At 73.4% G+C, this 19,632-nt stretch carries 16 protein-coding genes; 13 read left to right on the top strand and 3 right to left on the bottom strand.

Annotated elements, in window-relative coordinates:
• The first annotated feature begins 225 nt into the window (after nt 1-225).
• Complete coding sequence (locus tag AAHZ94_RS09770; RefSeq protein ID WP_349992231.1) at nt 226-1,725, top strand: replication-associated recombination protein A; 1,500 nt, start codon at nt 226-228, stop codon at nt 1,723-1,725.
• A gap of 564 nt (nt 1,726-2,289) precedes the next feature.
• Here AAHZ94_RS09770 and AAHZ94_RS09765 read toward each other — a convergent pair.
• On the bottom strand, nt 2,290-3,111 hold the full coding sequence (locus AAHZ94_RS09765) for a DUF2470 domain-containing protein (protein WP_502964628.1): 822 nt from the start codon (nt 3,109-3,111) through the stop codon (nt 2,290-2,292).
• A 229-nt stretch (nt 3,112-3,340) separates the two neighbouring features.
• Between AAHZ94_RS09765 and rpsD the strand changes: the two genes are divergently transcribed.
• Entirely contained in the window at nt 3,341-3,952 is a 612-nt protein-coding gene (rpsD, locus tag AAHZ94_RS09760) for a 30S ribosomal protein S4 (RefSeq protein ID WP_176164998.1), read from the top strand.
• A gap of 394 nt (nt 3,953-4,346) precedes the next feature.
• Here the strand turns inward: rpsD and AAHZ94_RS09755 are convergent, their stop codons facing one another.
• Entirely contained in the window at nt 4,347-6,374 is a 2,028-nt protein-coding gene (locus AAHZ94_RS09755; RefSeq protein WP_502964627.1) for an ATP-binding protein, read from the bottom strand.
• A gap of 502 nt (nt 6,375-6,876) precedes the next feature.
• On the opposite strand from AAHZ94_RS09755, the gene AAHZ94_RS09750 reads away from it, so the two are divergent.
• The 11 genes from AAHZ94_RS09750 to AAHZ94_RS09700 all read left to right on the top strand — a co-directional run bounded on the left by AAHZ94_RS09750 (nt 6,877) and on the right by AAHZ94_RS09700 (nt 19,466).
• Nucleotides 6,877-7,335, top strand: coding sequence for a DUF948 domain-containing protein (locus AAHZ94_RS09750; RefSeq protein WP_349992228.1), 459 nt, complete (start codon nt 6,877-6,879; stop codon nt 7,333-7,335).
• 5 nt (nt 7,336-7,340) lie between these two features.
• The gene (locus tag AAHZ94_RS09745) at nt 7,341-7,772 is read left to right on the top strand and encodes a hypothetical protein (RefSeq protein ID WP_349992227.1); all 432 of its coding nucleotides are present in this window, start codon (nt 7,341-7,343) and stop codon (nt 7,770-7,772) included.
• Nucleotides 7,772-10,441: an alanine--tRNA ligase gene (gene alaS, locus AAHZ94_RS09740; RefSeq protein ID WP_349992225.1), complete on the top strand. Its 2,670-nt coding sequence runs from the start codon at nt 7,772-7,774 to the stop codon at nt 10,439-10,441. The genes AAHZ94_RS09745 and alaS overlap by 1 nt, the downstream gene beginning before the upstream one ends.
• A 195-nt stretch (nt 10,442-10,636) precedes the next feature.
• A complete protein-coding gene (gene ruvX, locus AAHZ94_RS09735) occupies nt 10,637-11,101 on the top strand; it encodes a Holliday junction resolvase RuvX (protein ID WP_349992224.1) in 465 nt (154 codons plus the stop codon).
• 126 nt (nt 11,102-11,227) lie between these two features.
• Nucleotides 11,228-13,186 (top strand): endolytic transglycosylase MltG, encoded by a 1,959-nt coding sequence (gene mltG, locus AAHZ94_RS09730; protein WP_349992222.1) that lies wholly within the window; start codon nt 11,228-11,230, stop codon nt 13,184-13,186.
• A 30-nt stretch (nt 13,187-13,216) separates the two neighbouring features.
• Nucleotides 13,217-14,062: a shikimate dehydrogenase gene (locus AAHZ94_RS09725; protein ID WP_349992220.1), complete on the top strand. Its 846-nt coding sequence runs from the start codon at nt 13,217-13,219 to the stop codon at nt 14,060-14,062.
• A gap of 512 nt (nt 14,063-14,574) precedes the next feature.
• Nucleotides 14,575-15,759, top strand: coding sequence for a chorismate synthase (gene aroC, locus AAHZ94_RS09720; RefSeq protein ID WP_349992219.1), 1,185 nt, complete (start codon nt 14,575-14,577; stop codon nt 15,757-15,759).
• A gap of 327 nt (nt 15,760-16,086) precedes the next feature.
• Nucleotides 16,087-16,584: a shikimate kinase gene (locus AAHZ94_RS09715; protein WP_349992218.1), complete on the top strand. Its 498-nt coding sequence runs from the start codon at nt 16,087-16,089 to the stop codon at nt 16,582-16,584.
• Between the two features lie 49 nt (nt 16,585-16,633).
• Entirely contained in the window at nt 16,634-17,767 is a 1,134-nt protein-coding gene (gene aroB, locus AAHZ94_RS09710) for a 3-dehydroquinate synthase (RefSeq protein WP_349992216.1), read from the top strand.
• Nucleotides 17,764-18,210, top strand: a complete 447-nt coding sequence (gene aroQ / locus AAHZ94_RS09705; protein ID WP_349992215.1) for a type II 3-dehydroquinate dehydratase — start codon at nt 17,764-17,766, stop codon at nt 18,208-18,210. The genes aroB and aroQ overlap by 4 nt, the downstream gene beginning before the upstream one ends.
• Nucleotides 18,211-18,557: 347 nt before the next feature.
• Nucleotides 18,558-19,466, top strand: coding sequence for an AAA family ATPase (locus AAHZ94_RS09700; protein WP_349992213.1), 909 nt, complete (start codon nt 18,558-18,560; stop codon nt 19,464-19,466).
• On the opposite strand, the gene AAHZ94_RS09695 is transcribed toward AAHZ94_RS09700, so the two are convergent.
• Nucleotides 19,399-19,632 (bottom strand): hypothetical protein (locus AAHZ94_RS09695; protein WP_502964626.1); only part of this gene is annotated, 234 nt, incomplete at its 5' end. The two genes, AAHZ94_RS09700 and AAHZ94_RS09695, sit on opposite strands and share 68 nt — an antisense overlap.

The following is a 19,632-nucleotide window of genomic DNA, read 5'->3' as shown; positions in this document are numbered from 1 at the left end:
GGGGGTGGGGGGGGCCCCCCCCCCCCGGCGCGCCCCCCCGGCGGGCCCCCCCCCCCGCGGGCCCGCCCCCCGGGGGGGCGGGGCCGGGCGGGGGCGGGCCCCCGGCCGGGGCCCGGTCTTCTTTTTTGGCCTGGCTGTGCCCACTGGGCCCGCTGCGGCCCAGGTCAGGACGGTCGCGGGCGGTCGCGCCGGCCCGTTGTCAGTGGGGTGGCATAGGCTTCCTGCGTGGAGCCAGACCTGTTCACCGCCGCCGCCGAGGAACGCCAGGAGAAGGACCCGGCCAGCAGTCCGCTGGCCGTGCGGATGCGCCCGCGCACGCTCGACGAGGTCGTGGGGCAGCAGCACGTGTTGCGCCCGGGCTCGCCGCTGCGCCGGCTCGTCGGCGAGGGCAGCGGCGGTCCCGCCGGCGCCTCGTCGGTCATCCTGTGGGGCCCGCCGGGCACGGGCAAGACGACGCTGGCGTACGTGGTCAGTCAGGCCACCAAGAAGCGCTTCGTGGAGCTGTCGGCGATCACCGCCGGGGTCAAGGAGGTGCGGGCCGTCATCGACGGCGCCCGCCGCAGCTCCGGCGGGTACGGCAGGGAGACTGTGCTGTTCCTGGACGAGATCCACCGCTTCAGCAAAGCCCAGCAGGACTCGCTGCTGCCCGCGGTGGAGAACCGCTGGGTCACCCTCATCGCGGCCACCACCGAAAACCCGTACTTCTCGGTGATCTCGCCGCTGCTCTCCCGCTCGCTGCTGCTCACGCTGGAGCCGCTGACCGACGACGACGTGCGCGCCCTGCTGCACCGGGCGCTGGCCGAAGAGCGCGGGCTCGGCGGCGTGGTGCGGCTGCCGGAGGACGCCGAGGCACATCTGCTGCGGATCGCCGGCGGCGACGGGCGGCGGGCGCTGACGGCACTGGAGGCGGGCGCCGGATCGGCGATAGCCAAGGGCGAGCCGGAGATCACGCTGGCGACGCTGGAGGAGGCCGTCGACCGGGCGGCGGTGAAGTACGACCGCAACGGCGACCAGCACTACGACGTGGCCAGTGCGCTCATCAAGTCCATCCGGGGCTCGGACGTGGACGCGGCGCTGCACTACCTGGCCCGCATGATCGAGGCGGGTGAGGACCCGCGGTTCATCGCCCGCCGGCTGATGATCTCCGCGAGCGAGGACATCGGCATGGCCGACCCGACCGCGCTCCAGACGGCGGTCGCCGCCGCCCAGGCGGTCGCCCTGATCGGCTACCCCGAGGCGCGCATCGCCCTGGGTCAGGCCACGGTGGCGCTGGCGCTCGCCCCCAAGTCCAACGCGGCGTACCTGGCCATCGACGCGGCCCTGGCGGACGTCCGGGCCGGCCTCGCCGGGCCGGTCCCCGCGCACCTGCGCGACGGGCACTACAAGGGCGCCCAGAAGCTCGGCCACGCGCAGGGCTATCTGTACCCCCACGACCTGCCGGGCGGCATCGCCACGCAGCAGTACGCGCCGGACGCGGTGCACGGCAAGCAGTACTACGCGCCCACGAGGTACGGGGCGGAGGCGCGGTACGCGGACGTGGTGGAGCGCGTCCGGGCCCGACTGCGCGGCGATCCACCACCGACCAGGCCCCGGGACGGCGCCGCCCGCGAGGAGAGCGCCCGGGACGGCCCGGGCCGCGACGGCTCCCGGGGCGAGACCGGAGGCGAGGGCGAGGCCCGCGCGGCGACGACGGAGAAGGGCGACGGCGAGCCGACCGGCGGCTGAGGGACGCGCGCGTAGGGGCGTGTGGTGTGCGCGGGCCTGTGTGCGTACCGCGCGTACGCGTACGGGCGCGCTGTGCGTACGGGTCTGTTGCGTAGGGGCCTGTTGGGAGTGTGAGCCCCGCGGTGGCGGGTGGGTCGGGTGTGCGGGCGGGCCGCCGCCAGCAGGTCCGGCGTGCGGGCCGACTCGGCCGGGGGCGCGGGTGCGCGGGGGCGCGGGGGGGCCTGGGGGAGTGGGGCGGCCCGGCGCACGGCAGCCGCCCGGGCGAGCGCCCCGGTGACGGTCAACCACCGCCAACTACCGCACCATGCAACGCAGTTGGGTCGCCGGGCGGCCGAGGTGGCGCCCCGGAACCGGGTCCGGAGCGCCGATGGGCCGAGCGGGCCATCGGCGGGTGAGGGGTGCCGTGGCCGGGCGGGCTGGAGCGATGGTTGGCGGAGAGGGAGGAAAAGCGAGGAAGAGGGGGGGGAGAGGGAGACGCCGTGGGCGAGCAGGCGCGCGGGTGCGGGGGAGTGGCCGGGGCCGCATGAGGGGAGCGGCGGCCCGGGGCGCTCGGGTTGGCCGGGGCTATTGGGCCGCGGCCTCGAACAGGGTGTGCATGGCGCGGCGCAACTCCCCCACGTCGCGTACCGGCTGTGGGAAGTCGAAGCGCGCGTCGAAGGAGCGGGCGTCGGCGTCGGTGAAGCGGACCCGTAGCCCGAAACGGGTGAGGGAGACCGGCACGGCGCGCACCGCTCGTCCGGGTGGTGTCTGCGGCTCGCCGGGCATCTGGCCACCGGACACCCGGCCCCCCGGCACCTGGCCACCGGGCTCGCGCGCCGCGCCGCAGCCGCCGGCGCGGTCTCCGAAGAGCGTGCACAGCAGGTGCACCTGTTCGCTGTGCGCCGCGTGCAGGTGTTGGAGGAGTTCGGATTCGTGTTCCACCAGTGGATCGGGGTCGGCGGCGGCGAACGCCTCCTGCTCCACGCTCTCGGCGCCCCACAGATCGTCCACGCATGCCTCCCCGACCTCCAGCCGCAACAGCACCCAGGCGGGTCGCCCGCCGGGCCGCTCGGCGCTGGGCGGACGCAGCACCTCCTGCATGCCGAGGATCTCGCCGACCGGGTGCCGCTCGGCGAGCAGCATGGCGCAGGCGGCCCGCTCCTCGTTCCGCACCGGGGTCAGCCAGCCGGCGATCCAGGCGCGCCCGCGCACGCGATACGGCACCGAAACGGGTGCTACATCTGTGATCTCCATCACGCAGCCGAGATCGTCGTCCTGCGCGTACGCGGCGGCTCTGGCCGCCGGCGAGCCGCCAGGAACCAGCAATAGCACGTCTCCGTCGGGCGTTACTGTGCGTGCTGTAGGGAAACCGGCGGCGAACTCTTCGGGCTCCTCGATTCCGAGAATCGCGAGAGACGCCGTAGCGTTGGACTCTACGAGGGTTCGTACGCGCTCGGCAGCAGTGGGTTGCCGGGCGTCTTCCGCGGGGCGCGGCTGACCCACCTCAGTGCCAGCAGGGCCGGAGTCGTCTGACTCCGTGCCGTGGGCAGCGCTGGACGTGGGGCTCCCAGGTCGAAACATACATTCTCCTCGGCTAAGGTAAGCCTTACCTAACTTACATGGAGGTTCGTTCCACGTGAACCAGTCGCGTCCCAAGGTCAAGAAGTCGCGTGCGCTCGGCATCGCGCTGACTCCGAAGGCCGTCAAGTACTTCGAGGCCCGCCCCTACCCGCCGGGCGAGCACGGCCGTGGCCGCAAGCAGAACAGCGACTACAAGGTCCGTCTTCTTGAGAAGCAGCGTCTGCGCGCTCAGTACGACATCAGCGAGCGCCAGATGGCCCGTGCCTACGACCGCGCTCGGAAGGTCGACGGCAAGACGGGCGAGGCCCTGATCATCGAGCTTGAGCGCCGCCTGGACGCGCTCGTCCTTCGGTCGGGCATCGCCCGGACCATCTACCAGTCGCGGCAGATGGTCGTGCACGGTCACATCGAGGTCAACGGCCGCAAGGTCGACAAGCCGTCCTTCCGCGTCCGCCCGGGCGACGTCGTGATGGTCCGCGAGCGCAGCCGCGAGAAGCACCCGTTCCAGGTCGCCCGCGAGGGTGGCTACGACACCGACGGTGAGACCCCGCGCTACCTTGAGGTCAACCTCAAGGCGCTGGCGTTCCGCCTCGACCGGGACCCCAACCGCAAGGAGATCCCGGTGATCTGCGACGAGCAGCTCGTCGTCGAGTACTACGCCCGCTAAGCACCGCTCAGCAGGCAGGCCCCGCCCTCTTCGGGCGGGGCCTCGTGCGTTTCGGGCCCCGTGGGCGCCCGGCGTGCCCCGTCTCGGGCCCACCGGGCGCCTGCACCGGACCTCGGTGCGGATGGCGCCGGTACGTGGGGCTGGCGGCCGTAGGGGAGGCGTACGGCCAAGTGGGGGGTTCGTCCGGCGGGGGCCTGTCGCGGGAATGCCGTCGGGTGGGGGCTGCTGCGGAGCTACTTCGGGCGGTGTCTGCTTCACACGGGTTCAGGCCGGACCTGCTTCGGGCGGGCCGGGCCCGTGTGTGCCGTGTGCGGGCGGGGGCCGGCGGACCGCCGCCCGTTCGGTGGTTGCCCTCGTTCATGGCCACGCGGGCTCCTCCGGGCCCCGGCGGGGTTCACTCCGTGGCGTCGGCTTCCGGGGGGGCCGGTGGTGGTCCCGCCGGCTGCTTGCGGCGCAGCGCAGCCGCCGCGTCCGCGGCCCACTCCTCGGCGGCCCGGCCCTCGCTCGCCCGGTCCTCCTCGGGCCAGGGGCGGCCGGCCACCCCACCGGCCTGGCCGACGAGACTGGCCGGTCGGCCCCGGCCCCGCTCCAGGACCTGGGCCACCGCCAACTCCAGGCCACCGCGCCGGCCACCGCGCCGGGCCGCCTCGTAGCCCGCGTCGCCGATGATGCCCTTGGCCCGGGCGGCACACCGCTCGTGCCGGTCGCGCAACTGCGAGGAGCGCAGCGGCTCGCCGCTCAGGTCGCGCCAGCCGGTGGCCGCGGCGCCCTGGAGCTCGGCCGCCCACTCCGGCGCGTCGAGCACCACCAGCGGCGCCAGCCGCTCCAGCGCCAGCGTCATGCCGAGGGCGTCGCCGAACTCCTGCTTGATCTCCAGACAGTCCACCAGCAGTTCGCGGGCGAGCTGGTCCTCGCCGCGCTCGGCCCGGGCGCAGGCCAGCGCGTACAGGGCGTACGAGCGCACCCACCGCTCCCCGCTGTCGGCCGCCACCTGCCGGGCGTCCTCGGCCAGCGCCAGGGCCGCCTCCAGGTCGCCCACCAGGGCCAGCGCCAACGAGAGCTGCACCTGGGCCAGGAGGACCAGGGCGTTGAGCTCGCCGCGGGTGCGGTACCGCTCCAGGCACTCGCGCAACAGGGCCACCGCGCCCGGCAGGTCGTCGTTGGAGAGCGCGGTCACGCCCAGCATCTGCGTCGCCAGCGCCGCCGCGCTCTCGTCGCCGGTGCTCTCGGCCAGTTCGCGGCACTCGTGCAGGGCGGTCAGCGCGGCCACCGCGTCCCCCCGCGCCGCCGCCGTCAGACCCACCGCCCACAGGGCCTTGGCGCGCGGCTCGGGCTGGTCGCTCTCCAGCTCAAGCGCCCGCTCCAGCCACCGCTGGCCCTCGGCGAGCCGCCCGCAGCCCACCCAGTAGAACCACAGCGTGCCGGTCAGGTACTGGCCGATGTGTGCGTCGTCCGGGCTGTCCAGGCTGTACTCCAGGGCCAGCCGCAGGTTCGGCAGCTCGGCCTCCACCCGCTGCGCCACCTCGACCTGCCGCAGGCTGAACCAGTCCAACTCGCACCAGGTGGCCAGCCCCAGGTACCAGTCGCGGTGCCGCTTGCGCAGCCGCTGCGTCTCGCCCAGCTCGGACAGCCAGCGGGCCCCGGACGCGCGTACCGGGTCCAGCATCCGGTAGCGGGCCTGCCCCGCGTCGTCCGGCGGGGCGTCGCGGACTATGACGGACTGCGCGACCAGGCCGGTCAGCGCCGCCAGCACCTCGTCCGCCGGCAGGTTCGTACCGGCGCACACGTACTCCACGGCGTCCAGGTCGAAGCCGCCGTCGAAGACCGAGAGCCGGGACCACAGCAGCCGCTCGGCCGGGCTGCACAACTCGTGGCTCCAGCCGATCGCCGTGGACAGCGAGCGGTGCCGGTCGGGGGCGCTGTGACCGGTGGTGGTCAGCAGCCGCAGCGGGTCGTCGAGCCGGTGCAGGACCTGTTCCAGGGAGAGCGTGCGTAACTGGGCCGCCGCCAACTCGATGGCCAGCGGAATGCCGTCGAGCCGCCGGCACACCTCGCCCACCGCCTCCCGGCCGACCGCCGGCGTGAACGCGGGCAGCACCGCCGATGCGCGGTCGGCGAACAACTCCACGGCCTCCGGTCGGATCGGTAGCGGGCCGAGCGGCAGCAGCCGTTCGCCGGTGATGCCCAGCGGGCGCCGGCTGGCGACCAGCACCCGCAGCCCGGGCGCGCGCCGCAGCAGCTCGGCCACCAGCGCGGCGCACGGCTCGACCACCTGCTCACAGCCGTCGATGAGGAGCAGCGTGTCGCCCTGCGCGAGCCGCCGCACCAGCACCTCGCGCGGCGAACGGCCGCCGGGCGCCACCAGCCCCAGCGCATCGAGCAGGGCCTCTTCTGGGGTTCCGGTTGTGGGTAGCTCGTCCATGGGGACCAGCCACATTCCGTCGCAGAAGCGATTCCGCATGCGCTTGGCACCGCGGCGTGCCAAGCGTGACTTACCGATCCCGCCCACCCCGGTGACCGTCACCAGACGGGACCGGGAGAGAAGTCGCTTGAGTTCGGCCAGTTCCGCGGACCGACCGATGAATCGACTGACGTCGGCGGGCAACCCGCCTGTTCTGGCTGGCCCGGCGAGTGGACCGGGCCGTGGAGATCCGGGGCGCGGAGCATGTCGCATAAAACACGGAGCGTACTGAACGGTTTGCGGGCCGTACAATCCCCTCCCGCGCCACTTCGCCACCGTCCGCGACCTGCCACGAACCGCCCGCTGCGGGCGGCAATACAGTACGGCCGACGACCCGCGGCGCGATATGGTCGGGGTCTGCCGCCCGCGCCCGCGGTGACCCCACCGTCCGTGCGTGGCGGCCGACCGGGACGACCAACAGCGGCCCATGACGAGCCCGAGATTCAGCAGGGAGCGGTGCGAGATGTCCGGTGGAGAGGTGGCCGGGATCCTCGTGGCCGTCTTCTGGGCGATCCTGGTGTCGTTCCTCGCCCTTGCCCTGGTGAGGCTTGCCCAGGCGCTCAGGGCGACCACCAAGCTGGTGGCCGAGGTCACCGAGCAGGCCGTACCGCTGCTGAGCGAGGCGTCCGCGACGGTGCGCTCGGCCCACACCCAACTCGCCCGCGTCGACTCGATCGCAGCCGACGTCCAGGAGGTCACCTCCAACGCGTCGGCGCTCTCCTCCACGGTCTCCTCCGCGTTCGGCGGCCCGCTGGTGAAGGTGGCCGCCTTCGGCTACGGGGTGCGCCGGGCGATCGGCCGCAAGGGCGAGGCCGCGGACCCCGCGACCGTCGTCGTCGGCAAAACGGTGCCCGCCGCGCGCCGTGGAGGCCGCCGCAGCCGGGTACGCGACCGGGGCAACAACCGCAGCAAGAAGGACTGATCGCGATGTTCCGCCGCGCATTCTGGTTCACCACCGGCGCCGCAGCCGGCGTGTGGGCCACCACCAAGGTCAACCGCAAGCTGCGCCAGTTGGCGCCGGAGAGCCTCGCCGCGCAGGCCGCCGACAAGGCGGTGGAGACCGGGCACCGGCTCAAGCAGTTCGCGCTGGACGTACGGGTCGGAATGGCGGACCGGGAGGCGGCGTTGAACGACGCACTGGGTCTCGCAGCGGGGCCCGACGTCCGGGAACTGCCCGCACAGCGCGCGCAGGTGCTGGAGTCGAAGACGTACCGCCCCGTGAGCCTGACCACCCACGGCGACCCGGCCATCGACCGGGCCCACGACTGGAACGACCGCAAGGCCGGCCGCAACGACGACCGGACCACCGACCGGCACGACGGCCGGAGCGACCGGAACAACGAGAAAGAGGACTACTGATGGAGTCGGCCGAAATCCGCCGCCGCTGGCTACGCTTCTTCGAGGAGCGGGGGCACACCGTCGTGCCGTCGGCGTCGCTGATCGCGGACGACCCGACGCTGTTGCTGGTCCCCGCGGGCATGGTGCCCTTCAAGCCGTACTTCCTCGGTGAGGTCAAGCCGCCCTTCGACCGTGCGACCAGCGTGCAGAAGTGCGTGCGCACGCCCGACATCGAAGAGGTCGGCAAGACCACCAGGCACGGCACGTTCTTCCAGATGTGCGGCAACTTCTCCTTCGGCGACTACTTCAAGGAAGGCGCCATCAAGTTCGCCTGGGAGCTGCTCACCAGCTCGCAGGAGGACGGGGGCTACGGCCTCGACCCGGAGAAGCTGTGGATCACCGTCTACGAGCAGGACGACGAGGCCGAGCGCATCTGGCGTGAGGTCATCGGCGTCCCCGCCGAGCGCATCCAGCGCCTGGGCATGGGCCCCAACTACTGGTCCATGGGCGTGCCCGGCCCGTGCGGCCCCTGCTCGGAGATCAACTACGACCGCGGGCCCGAGTTCGGCGTCGAGGGCGGCCCGGCCGTCAACGACGAGCGGTACGTGGAGATCTGGAACCTGGTCTTCATGCAGTACGAGCGCGGCCCGGGCTCCGGCAAGGACGACTTCCCGATTCTCGGCGAGCTGCCCAGCAAGAACATCGACACCGGACTCGGCCTCGAACGCCTGGCGATGATCCTCCAGGGCGTCCACAACATGTACGAGACGGACACCCTCCGCGTCGTCATGGACAAGGCCACCGAGCTGACCGGCGTCGCCTACGGCGCCGACACGGACAGCGACGTCGCGCTGCGCGTGGTCGGCGACCACGTCCGCACCTCGGTGATGCTCATCGGCGACGGCGTCACGCCCGGCAACGAGGGCCGCGGCTACGTGCTGCGCCGCATCATGCGCCGCGCCATCCGCAACATGCGCCTGCTCGGCGCCACTGGTCCGGTCATCGGCGAGCTCGTGGACGTGGTCCTGAAAACCATGGGCGAGCAGTACCCGGAGCTGCTGACCGACCGCAAGCGCATCGAGACGGTCGCGCTGGCCGAGGAGGGCGCCTTCCTCAAGACGCTCAAGGCCGGCACCAACATCCTGGACGCCGCCGTCAGCGAGACCAAGGCCGCCGGCGCCAGCCAGCTCGCCGGCGACAAGGCGTTCCTGCTCCACGACACCTGGGGCTTCCCCATCGACCTGACCCTGGAGATGGCCGCCGAGCAGGGGCTCAGCGTCGACCAGGACGGCTTCCGCCGGTTGATGAAGGAGCAGCGGGAGCGGGCCAAGGCCGACGCCAAGGCCAAGAAGCAGGGCCACGCCGACCTCTCCGCCTACCGCGCGGTGGCCGACGCCTCCGGCGCCACGGTCTTCACCGGGTACGCCGACACCGCGGGCGAGTCCTCGGTGGTCGGGCTGCTGGTGGACGGCGTCTCCTCGCCCGCCGCACACGAGGGCGACGAGGTCGAGGTCGTCCTCGACCGCACCCCCTTCTACGCCGAGGGCGGTGGCCAGCTCGCCGACACCGGTCGGATCAAGCTCGACACCGGCGCGGTGGTCGAGGTCCGCGACGTGCAGCAGCCGGTGCCCGGCGTGAGCGTGCACAAGGGCGTGGTGCAGGTCGGCGAGGTCACGGTGGGCGCCAGTGCGTACGCCCAGATCGACATCGCCAGGCGGCGGGCCATCGCCCGCGCCCACAGCGCCACCCACCTCACCCACCAGGCGCTGCGCGACGCGCTCGGCCCGACGGCCGCCCAGGCGGGCTCCGAGAACTCGCCCGGCCGCTTCCGCTTCGACTTCGGCTCGCCCACCGCGGTGCCCACCACCGTGCTCACCGACGTCGAGCAGAAGATCAACGACGTGCTCTCGCGCGAGCTCGACGTCACCGCCGAGGTGATGAGCATGGACGAGGCGAAGAAGCAGGGCGCCATCGCCGAGTTCGGCGAGAAGTACGGCGACCGGGTGCGCGTGGTCACCATCGGTGACTTCTCCAAGGAGCTGTGCGGCGGCACGCACGTGCACAACACCGCCCAGCTCGGCCTGGTGAAGCTGCTCGGCGAGTCCTCGATCGGCTCCGGGGTGCGCCGCGTGGAGGCCCTGGTCGGCGTGGACGCGTACAACTTCCTGGCCCGTGAGCACACGGTCGTCTCGCAACTGACCGACCTGGTCAAGGGCCGACCCGAGGAGCTGCCGGAGAAGATCTCCGGGATGTTGGCCAAGCTCAAGGAGGCCGAGAAGGAGATCGAGCGGTTCCGCGCCGAGAAGGTGCTCCAGGCCGCCGCCGGGCTGGCCGACGGCGCCCAGGACGTGCGGGGCGTGGCGCTGGCCACCGGCCAGGGGCCGGACGGCACCGGCGCGGACGACCTGCGCAAGCGCGTCCTCGACGTGCGTGGCCGCATCCAGGGCGGCCGGCCGGCCGTGGTCGCGCTGTTCACGGTCAACGGTGGGCGTCCGCTCACCGTGATCGCCACCAACGAGGCGGCCCGTGAGCGCGGCCTGAAGGCCGGCGAGCTGGTCCGCACCGCGGCCAAGACGCTCGGCGGCGGAGGCGGCGGCAAGCCGGACGTCGCGCAGGGCGGCGGACAGCACCCGGAGGCCGTGGACGAGGCCATCGCCGCGGTGCAACACCTGGTCACCGAGCAGGCTTAGTAAACGGGCCGGCCGGGCGGCGGGAAAGCCACTCGGCCGGCTCAGCCGGCCCCCTCGGGTGCGTGGTACACCCGATCGGGCCAAGTGGGACCCGGGGGCGCACGGGCGTCGCCCGGGTGGTGCGAGACGGTTCCGGCGCGTGGAGCGCGGGGCCGGCGGGAGCGAGGACGAGGCGGCATGAGCGAGGAAACGCCCATGCGGCGTGGGCGAAGGATCGCCATCGACGTCGGCGACGCCCGGATCGGAGTCGCCTCGTGTGACCCCGACGGCGTCCTGGCGACACCGGTGGAGACGGTGCCGGGACGTGATGTGCCGGCCGCGCAGCGCCGGCTGGCGGCGATCGTCGCCGAGTACGAGCCGATCGAGGTGGTCGTGGGGTTGCCCAGGTCGCTGCGGGGCACCGAGGGGCCGGCCGCGACGAAGGTACGGGCCTTCGCGAGCGCGCTCGCCCGCACCGTCGCCCCCCTTCCCGTACGGCTGGTCGACGAGCGGATGAGCACCGTCACCGCAGCTCAGGGGCTACGCGCCGCGGGGGTGAACAGCAAGAAGGGGCGGTCGGTCGTGGACCAGGCCGCCGCCGTCATCATCCTTCAGAACGCACTGGAGACCGAGCGCACCTCGGGGCGCCCGCCGGGGGAGGCCGTCGAGGTGGTCATCTGATCGCAGTACGGTAACGTTCCGCGCGGCATGGCAGCCGTTCGAAACCCGGGAATCGTGATAGCCCGGCGGAGCGAACCCCGCGCCCCACGCGCGTATCGGCTGCCGCAGCGCGGCACTAGGGGATCGATGACTGAGTATGGCCGGAGCCCCGGCTCCCAACCGTGGGACCCCGAAGACCCCCTGTACGGGGACCCGGGGTGGCACGGGCAGCAGGCCGCAGGTGGTCAGAGCCCCTACGGCGACCAGGCCCAGCAGTATGCGCAGCAGCAGGAACCTTTCGGGCAGCAGCAGTACGGCTGGGACGACTCGCAGGGCGTTGGCGTGCCCTACGCCGCTGGCCAGGCCGACCCGTACGCCACCGGCCAGCACCCCGGCCAGCCCCTCGATCCCTACCAGGCGCAGGCGGCCCAGCAGGGTGACCCATACGGCGGGCAGCACGCTGACTACTACGGAACGCCGGACGGCTATCCCGCGCCGGGCCCGGCCGGACCGCTCCAGGGCGAGCACCCCCACCCCTCACATCCGGGCCATCCCGGCCAGCCAGGTCAGTACCCCGCACCCGGGCAGCACCCGCACCCGGGTCAGCAGCACCAGCAGCCGCAACACTTCGCACCGCACCCGCAGGACCAGCAGCCGCACGGCCAGGACCCGCACCTCCAGGACCAGCATTTCCAGCAGCAGGCCGCGTTCGGTCAGCAGCCGGAGGCCGGGGCGCAGGGGCGCGGGCCGGCCGCTCCGCTGGTGGACGAGCCGGCGGACGACAGGCGGGCCGAGCCCGAGCCCGACCTCGCACCGGAGCGGCCCGAGGATGAGCTCTTCGCAGGTGGAAACGGCCCACGGCGCGGCGAGGGCGGCGCCGACGGGCCCGACGACCGCGACGGTGGCCGTCGTGGGGGCCCGGACGAGGGCTACGACGACGGTTACGAAGAGGGTTACGACGACGACGTCCAGGAATCGCGCGAGGAGCGGCGGCGCGGTCGGGAACGCCGTAACAAGACCAAACGCCGCAGCGGCGCCGCCTGTCTGGTGGTGACGGTGGTGCTCGGCGGGGTGGTGGCCGGTGCAGGATACTTCGGCTACCAGTTCTGGCAGGAGCACTTCGGCGCCGCCCCCGACTACGCGGGCGAGGGCACCGACGAGCAGGTGCAGATCGAGATCCCCGAGGGCACCGGCGTCTCCGCCATGGGCGACATTCTCACCCGCGAAGGCGTGGTCAAGAGCAGCCGGGCGTTCGTGGAAGCCGCCAACAAGAACCCCAACGGCGACCGCATCCAGGCCGGTTCGTACACCCTCAACAAACAGATGTCGGGCGATGCGGCGGTCACCATGATGACCGACCCCGCGGCGCTCAACTTCCTGATCGTCAGCGAGGGCATGCGCAACCGGGCGGTCTACGCGGCGATCGACAAGAAGCTCGGCGCGGCCGAAGGCACCACGATGAAGGTGGCCAAGGACGAGTACCGCAACCTCGGACTGCCGTCCTGGGCCAACGACGACCCGAACATCAAGGACCCGCTGGAGGGCTTCCTCTACCCCTCCCGCTACAACGTCGGCAAGGACGCCAAACCGGCCGACGTACTCAAGAGCATGGTCAAGCAGGCCAACAAGGAGTACACGAAGCTCGGCATCGACGAGGCCAAGGCGCAGAGCCTGGGGCTGAAGTCGCCGCTCGACCTCGTCACCGTGGCCAGTCTGGTCAACGCCGAGGGCATGACGCACGACGACTTCCGCAAGATGGCCGACGTCGTCTACAACCGCCTCAAGCCCGACAACGTGCAGACCAACGGGTTGTTGGAGTTCGACTCCACGTACAACTACGTCAAGAACCAGAGCAAGATTGACTTGACGATCGCGGAACTGCGCAACTACGACAACCCCTACAACACGTACCACGACGAGGGGTTGCCGCCCGGACCCATCGGGAACCCGGGCGAGGACGCGCTGAAGGCCACCCTGGAGCCGGAACGCGGTGGCTGGTACTACTTCATCTCCGTCGACCTCAAGACGACGAAGTTCACCAAGACCTACGCCGAGCACGACAAGCTGGTCAAGGAATTCAACCGCAAGCGCCGCAGCGGCAATTGACACATCGGACACAGGGGCGGGGACAGACAGATGCCGCACGACCGCAGGGCGGCGGTCCTTGGATCGCCCATCGCGCACTCGCTCTCGCCGGTGCTGCACCGTGCCGCGTACGACAAGCTGGGGCTGACCGGCTGGCGTTACGAACGGTACGAGGTGGACGAGACCGGGCTGCCCGCCTTCCTCCAGGGCCTCGACCGGGAGTGGGCCGGCCTCTCGCTGACCATGCCGCTCAAGCGGGCGATCATTCCGCTGCTGGATGAGATCAGCGAGACCGCGGCCTCGGTGGAGGCGGTGAACACCGTGTTGTTCACCGCCGAGGGCCGCCGGGTCGGGGAGAACACCGACATCCCCGGGATGATCGCGGCGCTGCGCGAGCGCGGGGTGGAGCGGGTGGAGCGGGCCGCGGTGCTGGGCGCCGGCGCCACCGCCTCGTCGGCACTGGCCGCCCTCGCCCGCATCCAGGTCGGCGAGGTCACCGCCTATGTGCGGGGCGCGGCCCGGGCCACCGAGATGCGGCAGTGGGGCGAGCGGCTCGGGGTGCGCGTGCACACCGCCGACTGGGCCGACGCCGCGGCGGCGATGAGTGCCCCGCTGGTGATCGCGACCACCCCGGCCGGCACCACCGACGCGCTGGCCGCGGCCGTGCCCGACCGGCCGGGCGCGCTCTTCGACGTGCTGTACGACCCGTGGCCCACGGCGCTCGCCGCCGCCTGGGCCGGCCGTGGTGGGGCGGTGGTGGGCGGGCTCGACCTGCTGGTGCACCAGGCGGTGCTCCAGGTCGAGCGGATGACGGGCTGCGCCGCTGCGCCGCTGGCCGCGATGCGCGAGGCCGGCGAGGCGGCGCTCGCCGCCCGGCAGCGACCGCCCGCGGGCTGAGCGCGGAACTGGCCGTTTGCGCCGGCGGGGGCCCCGGCCCTGGGGGGGGGTGGGGGGGCCGGCCGTCCGTCGGTTGGGGCTGGGCCCGGTGCGGGTCGGGGTGCCGGCCGTCCCCGGCGGTGTCTGGGCCCGGTGCGGGCGGCAGCCGATTGGCGCCCTGAAGGCAGCCCGACGGTGATCTGAAGGCAGCCCGGCGGCGCCCCGACGCCCCCCGGCTAGAGGTGGGACAACGGTCGAATTGCGATCGCCGGGCCACCGCGGAGCGATCGAAACGGTCAGCGGATGGCCATATTCCGTCAGTGCCGGCTAACCGAACTGCCCGACAAACGGCCGGTATCCGGTCGGTCTGCGACCGGATCGCCCCGCCTGCGAGAACTCCGCTTGAACAGTGCGCCGTACCCCGCGCAGGGGCGCCCCGCAGTCCGTAGCGTGGACGAGCGATCAGGCTCCGTCGCAGCTCATGGGAGGATCGGGGCTGAGAAGTCGCACGGGCGCGAGGTTAAGGAGCAACGTTGAGCAGGTTGCGTTGGCTGACCGCGGGGGAGTCGCACGGCCCCGCACTGGTAGCGACCCTGGAGGGACTGCCGGCCGGGGTACCGATCACCACCGACATGGTGGCCGACGCCCTCGCCCGCCGGCGGCTCGGCTACGGGCGCGGCGCCCGGATGAAGTTCGAGCGCGACGAGGTCACCTTCATCGGTGGCGTGCGGCACGGCCTGACCCTCGGCGGACCGGTCGCGATCATGGTCGGCAACACCGAGTGGCCCAAGTGGGAACAGGTCATGTCGGCCGACCCGGTCGACCCCGAGGTGCTGGCGAGCCTCGCCAGGAACGCCCCGCTGACCCGCCCCCGGCCCGGCCACGCCGACCTGGCCGGCATGCAGAAGTACGGCTTCGACGAGGCCCGGCCGATCCTGGAGCGCGCCTCCGCCCGGGAGACCGCGGCCCGGGTGGCGCTCGGCGCCGTGGCCCGCTCCTACCTCAAGGAGACCGCCGGCATCGAGATCGTCTCGCACGTGGTGGAGCTCGCGGCGGCGAAGGCCCCGTACGGCGTCTACCCCAAGCCCACCGACGTCGAGCGGCTGGACGCCGACCCGGTGCGCTGCCTGGACCCGCAGGCCAGCGAGGCGATGGTGGCCGAGATCGACCAGGCCCACAAGGACGGCGACACGCTCGGCGGCGTCGTCGAGGTGCTGGCGTACGACGTGCCGGTGGGCCTCGGCTCGCACGTGCACTGGGACCGGCGGCTCGATGCGCGGCTCGCGGCTGCCCTGATGGGCATCCAGGCCATCAAGGGCGTCGAGCTCGGCGACGGCTTCGACCTGGCCCGTGTGCCCGGCTCGCAGGCGCACGACGAGATCCTGCCGACCGAGGACGGGATCAGGCGTGCCACCGGCCGCTCCGGCGGTACCGAGGGCGGTCTGACCACCGGCGAGCTGCTGCGGGTGCGGGCCGCGATGAAGCCCATCGCGACCGTGCCGCGCGCCCTGGCCACCGTCGACGTCACCACCGGCGAGCCCACCCAGGCCCACCACCAGCGGTCGGACGTGTGTGCCGTGCCGGCAGCCGGCATCGTCGCCGAGGCGATGGTGGCACTGGTCCTCGCCGACGCGGTGGCCGAGAAGTTCGGCGGTGACAGCGTCCCCGAGACCCGCCGCAACGTCCGCGGCTTCCTCGACCACCTCCAGATCCGGTGACCGGCCAGGACCCGAACGCCACCACCGGCGGCGCTGCCAGCGGCGCCCCCCGGGCGGGGCCCCCCCCCCGCGGGACCGGCCCCCCCCCCCCGTGCGCCCGCCGGGCCCCCCGCCCCCCCCGCCCCCGCGCGGCCCCCCCCCCCCCCCCCCCCCCGGGCCCCCCCCCCCCCCCCCCCCCCCCCCCGGGGGGGGCCGCCCCGCCCCGCCCCCGGGCCTGGCAGCACCGCCGGCGGTACGGGCAGCCCTGCCGGTGCGGCCGGCGGGCCCAGCGCCACCAGCGCTCCCAGCACCTCTGGAGCCCCCGTCGCCCCAGGTCAGGGCCCCGCCGTGATCCTGGTGGGCCCGCCGGGCGCGGGCAAGTCCACCGTCGGGGCGCTGCTCGCGGAGCGCCTTGGCACCACCTACCGCGACACCGACGCCGACATCGAGCAGACCGCGGGCCAGCCGATCCCGGAGATCTTCTTCGAGCACGGCGAACCGCACTTCAGGGCGTTGGAGCAGGCCGCGGTCCGGGCCGCGGTGGCCGAGCACCCCGGGGTGCTCTCGCTCGGCGGCGGCGCGGTGATGGACGAGGAGACCCGGGCCCTGCTGGTCGGCCGCCCGGTGGTCTTCCTCGACGTGCAACTGGCCGCCGCGGTACGCCGGGTGGGCCTCGACGCGCCGCGCCCGCTGCTCGCGGTCAATCCGCGGCAGCGCTGGCGGGAGCTGATGGAGGCGCGCCGGCCGCTGTACACGGAGGTGGCGCGGGCCGTCGTGAGCACGGACGACCGCACCCCGCAGGACGTGGCCGGCGCGGTCGCCGAGGCGCTGGAGCTCGACGCGTGACCGCCGCGCCCGCACCCCCCAAGCCGTCGCATCCCGCTGTGAGGAACGCATGACTGACCCGTCCAAGACCACCGCGGCCCCCACTTCCGAGGCCCCCGAGCCGCCGATCCGGATTCACGTCGGCGGCAGCGCGGGTTCCGCGCCGTACGAGGTGCTCGTCGGCCGCCAGCTCCTCGGCGAGCTGCCCGGACTCATCGGTTCCGGCGTCACGCGCGTCGCCGTGCTGCACCCCGCGGCGCTCTCCGCGACCGGTGACGCGCTCCGCGCCGACCTCGCCGAGCAGGGGTACGAGGCGATCGCCATCCAACTGCCGAACGCGGAGGAGTCCAAGACCGCCGAGGTCGCCGCGTACTGCTGGAAGGCCCTCGGGCAGACCGGGTTCACCCGCTCCGACGTGATCGTGGGCGTGGGCGGCGGGGCCACCACCGACCTGGCTGGCTTCGTGGCCGCCACCTGGCTGCGCGGGGTGCGCTGGATCGCGGTGCCCACCACGGTGCTCGGCATGGTCGACGCCGCGGTCGGCGGCAAGACCGGCATCAACACCGCCGAGGGCAAGAACCTGGTCGGTGCCTTCCACCCGCCGGCCGGCGTGCTGTGCGACCTGGCCGCGCTGGACACGCTGCCGGTGCACGACTACGTCAGCGGTCTGGCCGAGGTGATCAAGGCCGGCTTCATCGCCGACCCGGCGATCCTGGAGCTCATCGAGTCCGACCCGGAGGGCGCCCGCAGCCCGCAGGGTCCGCACACCGCCGAGCTGCTCGAACGCTCGATCAAGGTGAAGGCCGAGGTCGTCTCGTCAGACCTGAAGGAGTCGGGCCTGCGCGAGATCCTCAACTACGGCCACACCCTCGCGCACGCCATCGAGAAGAACGAGCGCTACAACTGGCGGCACGGCGCGGCCGTCTCGGTCGGCATGGTCTTCGCCGCCGAACTCGGCAGGTTGGCCGGCCGGTTGGACGATGCCACGGCTGACCGGCACCGCGCCGTCCTGAAGAGCGTGGGCCTGCCGCTCAGCTACCGCGGCGACCAGTGGCCGAAGCTCCTTGAGACCATGCGCGTGGACAAGAAGTCCCGCGGCGACCTGCTGCGCTTCATCGTCCTGGACGGCCTGGGTAAGCCCGCCGTCCTGGAGGGCCCGGACCCGGCGGTGCTGCTCGCCGCGTACGGAGAGGTGGCGGAGTGAGCGACGACCGGCGCGTCCTGGTCATCAACGGCCCCAACCTGGGGCGGCTGGGCAGCCGCGAGCCCGACGTCTACGGGGCGACCTCGTACGCCGGCCTCGTCGAGCAGTGCACCGCGCTCGGCAAGGAACTCGGCTTCGACGTCGAGGTCCGGGAGACCAACGACGAGGGCGAACTGATCCGCTGGCTGCACGAGGCCGCGGACGGCGCGCTGCCGGTCGTGATCAATCCGGGCGCCTTCACGCACTACTCGTACGGCATGCGGGACGCGGCGGCCCAGCGCACCGCCCCGCTGATCGAGGTGCACATCTCCAACCCGCACGCGCGGGAGGAGTTCCGTCACAACTCTGTCATCGCAGCCGTCTCCAGCGGCACCATCGCCGGCTTCGGAATCGGGTCATATCGGCTCGCCCTGCGGGCCCTGGCCGACGAGATCGACGGCTGACGCATTCCGCCACCCGCCCCGGACGACGCCGTGCACCGTCGGCGCCGCCCGGGGCCGGCGACCGGCGGTCGTCGTGCTCAACAGCCTGGCGGTACGGGCGAGTTGAAGGCGCGGTGGCGGAGCATCGGGGTGTGTCGGTGATCCCCTGACGGTCCGTCACCAAGGGCGCGACGGCGGCCCGTCGAGTGCCGAACTGGCGGGAACGCGCCGTGTCCGGCGAAGGCCGGGTCGGGCGCCGGGTCGCCGGGGGCGGGGGAGTACCGTTCGGTAGCACACCTGGTCGGCGTACGTGCGAACGGCCGGGTCCAGCCAAGGTCAGCCGCCGGCACGAGACGGAGAGCCACCGGATGCAGCACGTCACGGGAGTTCCGCTGCCCCCGTCCCACGGACCGGGCGTCACGGGCGCCGCGGGCGCCGTCCAGCACCCGGGCCACCCCGCCCCGCCCGGACAGCCGCCCGTCGCCGGCGGCCCGCACCCGGCCGGCGGGCAGGTGCCGGCCCCCGGCTGGCCCGCGCAGGGCCCGCACCCCGCACCGGCGCAGCCCGCACCCCACCACCACACGGCCCCGCCGATGGCCGCGCCGTCCGGGCCGCCGCCACCGCCGGCCGACGGCGCCACGGGGCCGGTGACGCTCCCGCCCGGCGCGCCGGTACCGCTGCCGGACGCCCCGCAGGACCAGCCCGTGATCGACGCCTCCCGGGCCGCCGTCGCCGTTCTCCTGATCGGCCCGGCGGGCGCGGGCAAGACCACCGTGGCCCGGCTGTGGGCCGACAACCGCCGGGTGCCCACCGCGCACATCAGCCTGGACGACGTACGCGAATGGGTCAGGTCGGGCTTCGCCAACCCGCAGTCCGGCTGGAACGAGAACTCCGAGGCGCAGTACCGGCTCGCCCGCCGCACCTGCGGCTTCGCCGCCCGTAACTTCCTCGCGAACGGCATCTCGTGCATCCTCGACGACGCCGTTTTCCCGGACCGCCCGGTGGTGGGGCTCGGTGGCTGGAAGCGCCACGTGGGCCCCGGGTTGCTGCCGGTGGTGCTGCTGCCTGGCCTCGAAGTCGTCCTGGAGCGCAACGCGGCCCGCTCGGGCAACCGCAGGCTCAGCGACGAGGAGGTCGCCCGCATCCACGGTCGGATGGCCGGCTGGTACGGGTCGGGCCTGCCGATCATCGACAACTCCACGTACGACGTCACCCAGACCGCCCAGGTCCTGGACGAGGCGATCGCCCGCAGCATCGCCAGCCCGCCCACCTGGTAGTAGCCCGGCGCCGGGCCCGGGCCGCCGCCCCGGCTGGCGTCCACGTCGCCCCGGGCAGCCGCTGGAGAAACCTTCCGCCGCACCTGCGGCGGGCCGGGGGGGGGGGGGGGGGGGGGGGGGGGGGGGGGGGGGGGGGGGGGGGGGGGGGGGGGGGGGGGGGGGGGGG

Source organism: Streptomyces sp. HSW2009 (assembly GCF_040240285.1).
GTDB lineage: Bacteria > Actinomycetota > Actinomycetes > Streptomycetales > Streptomycetaceae > Streptomyces.
Note: the sequence above shows the minus strand (reverse complement) of the source record. Positions and strands in the feature narration are given on the sequence as shown.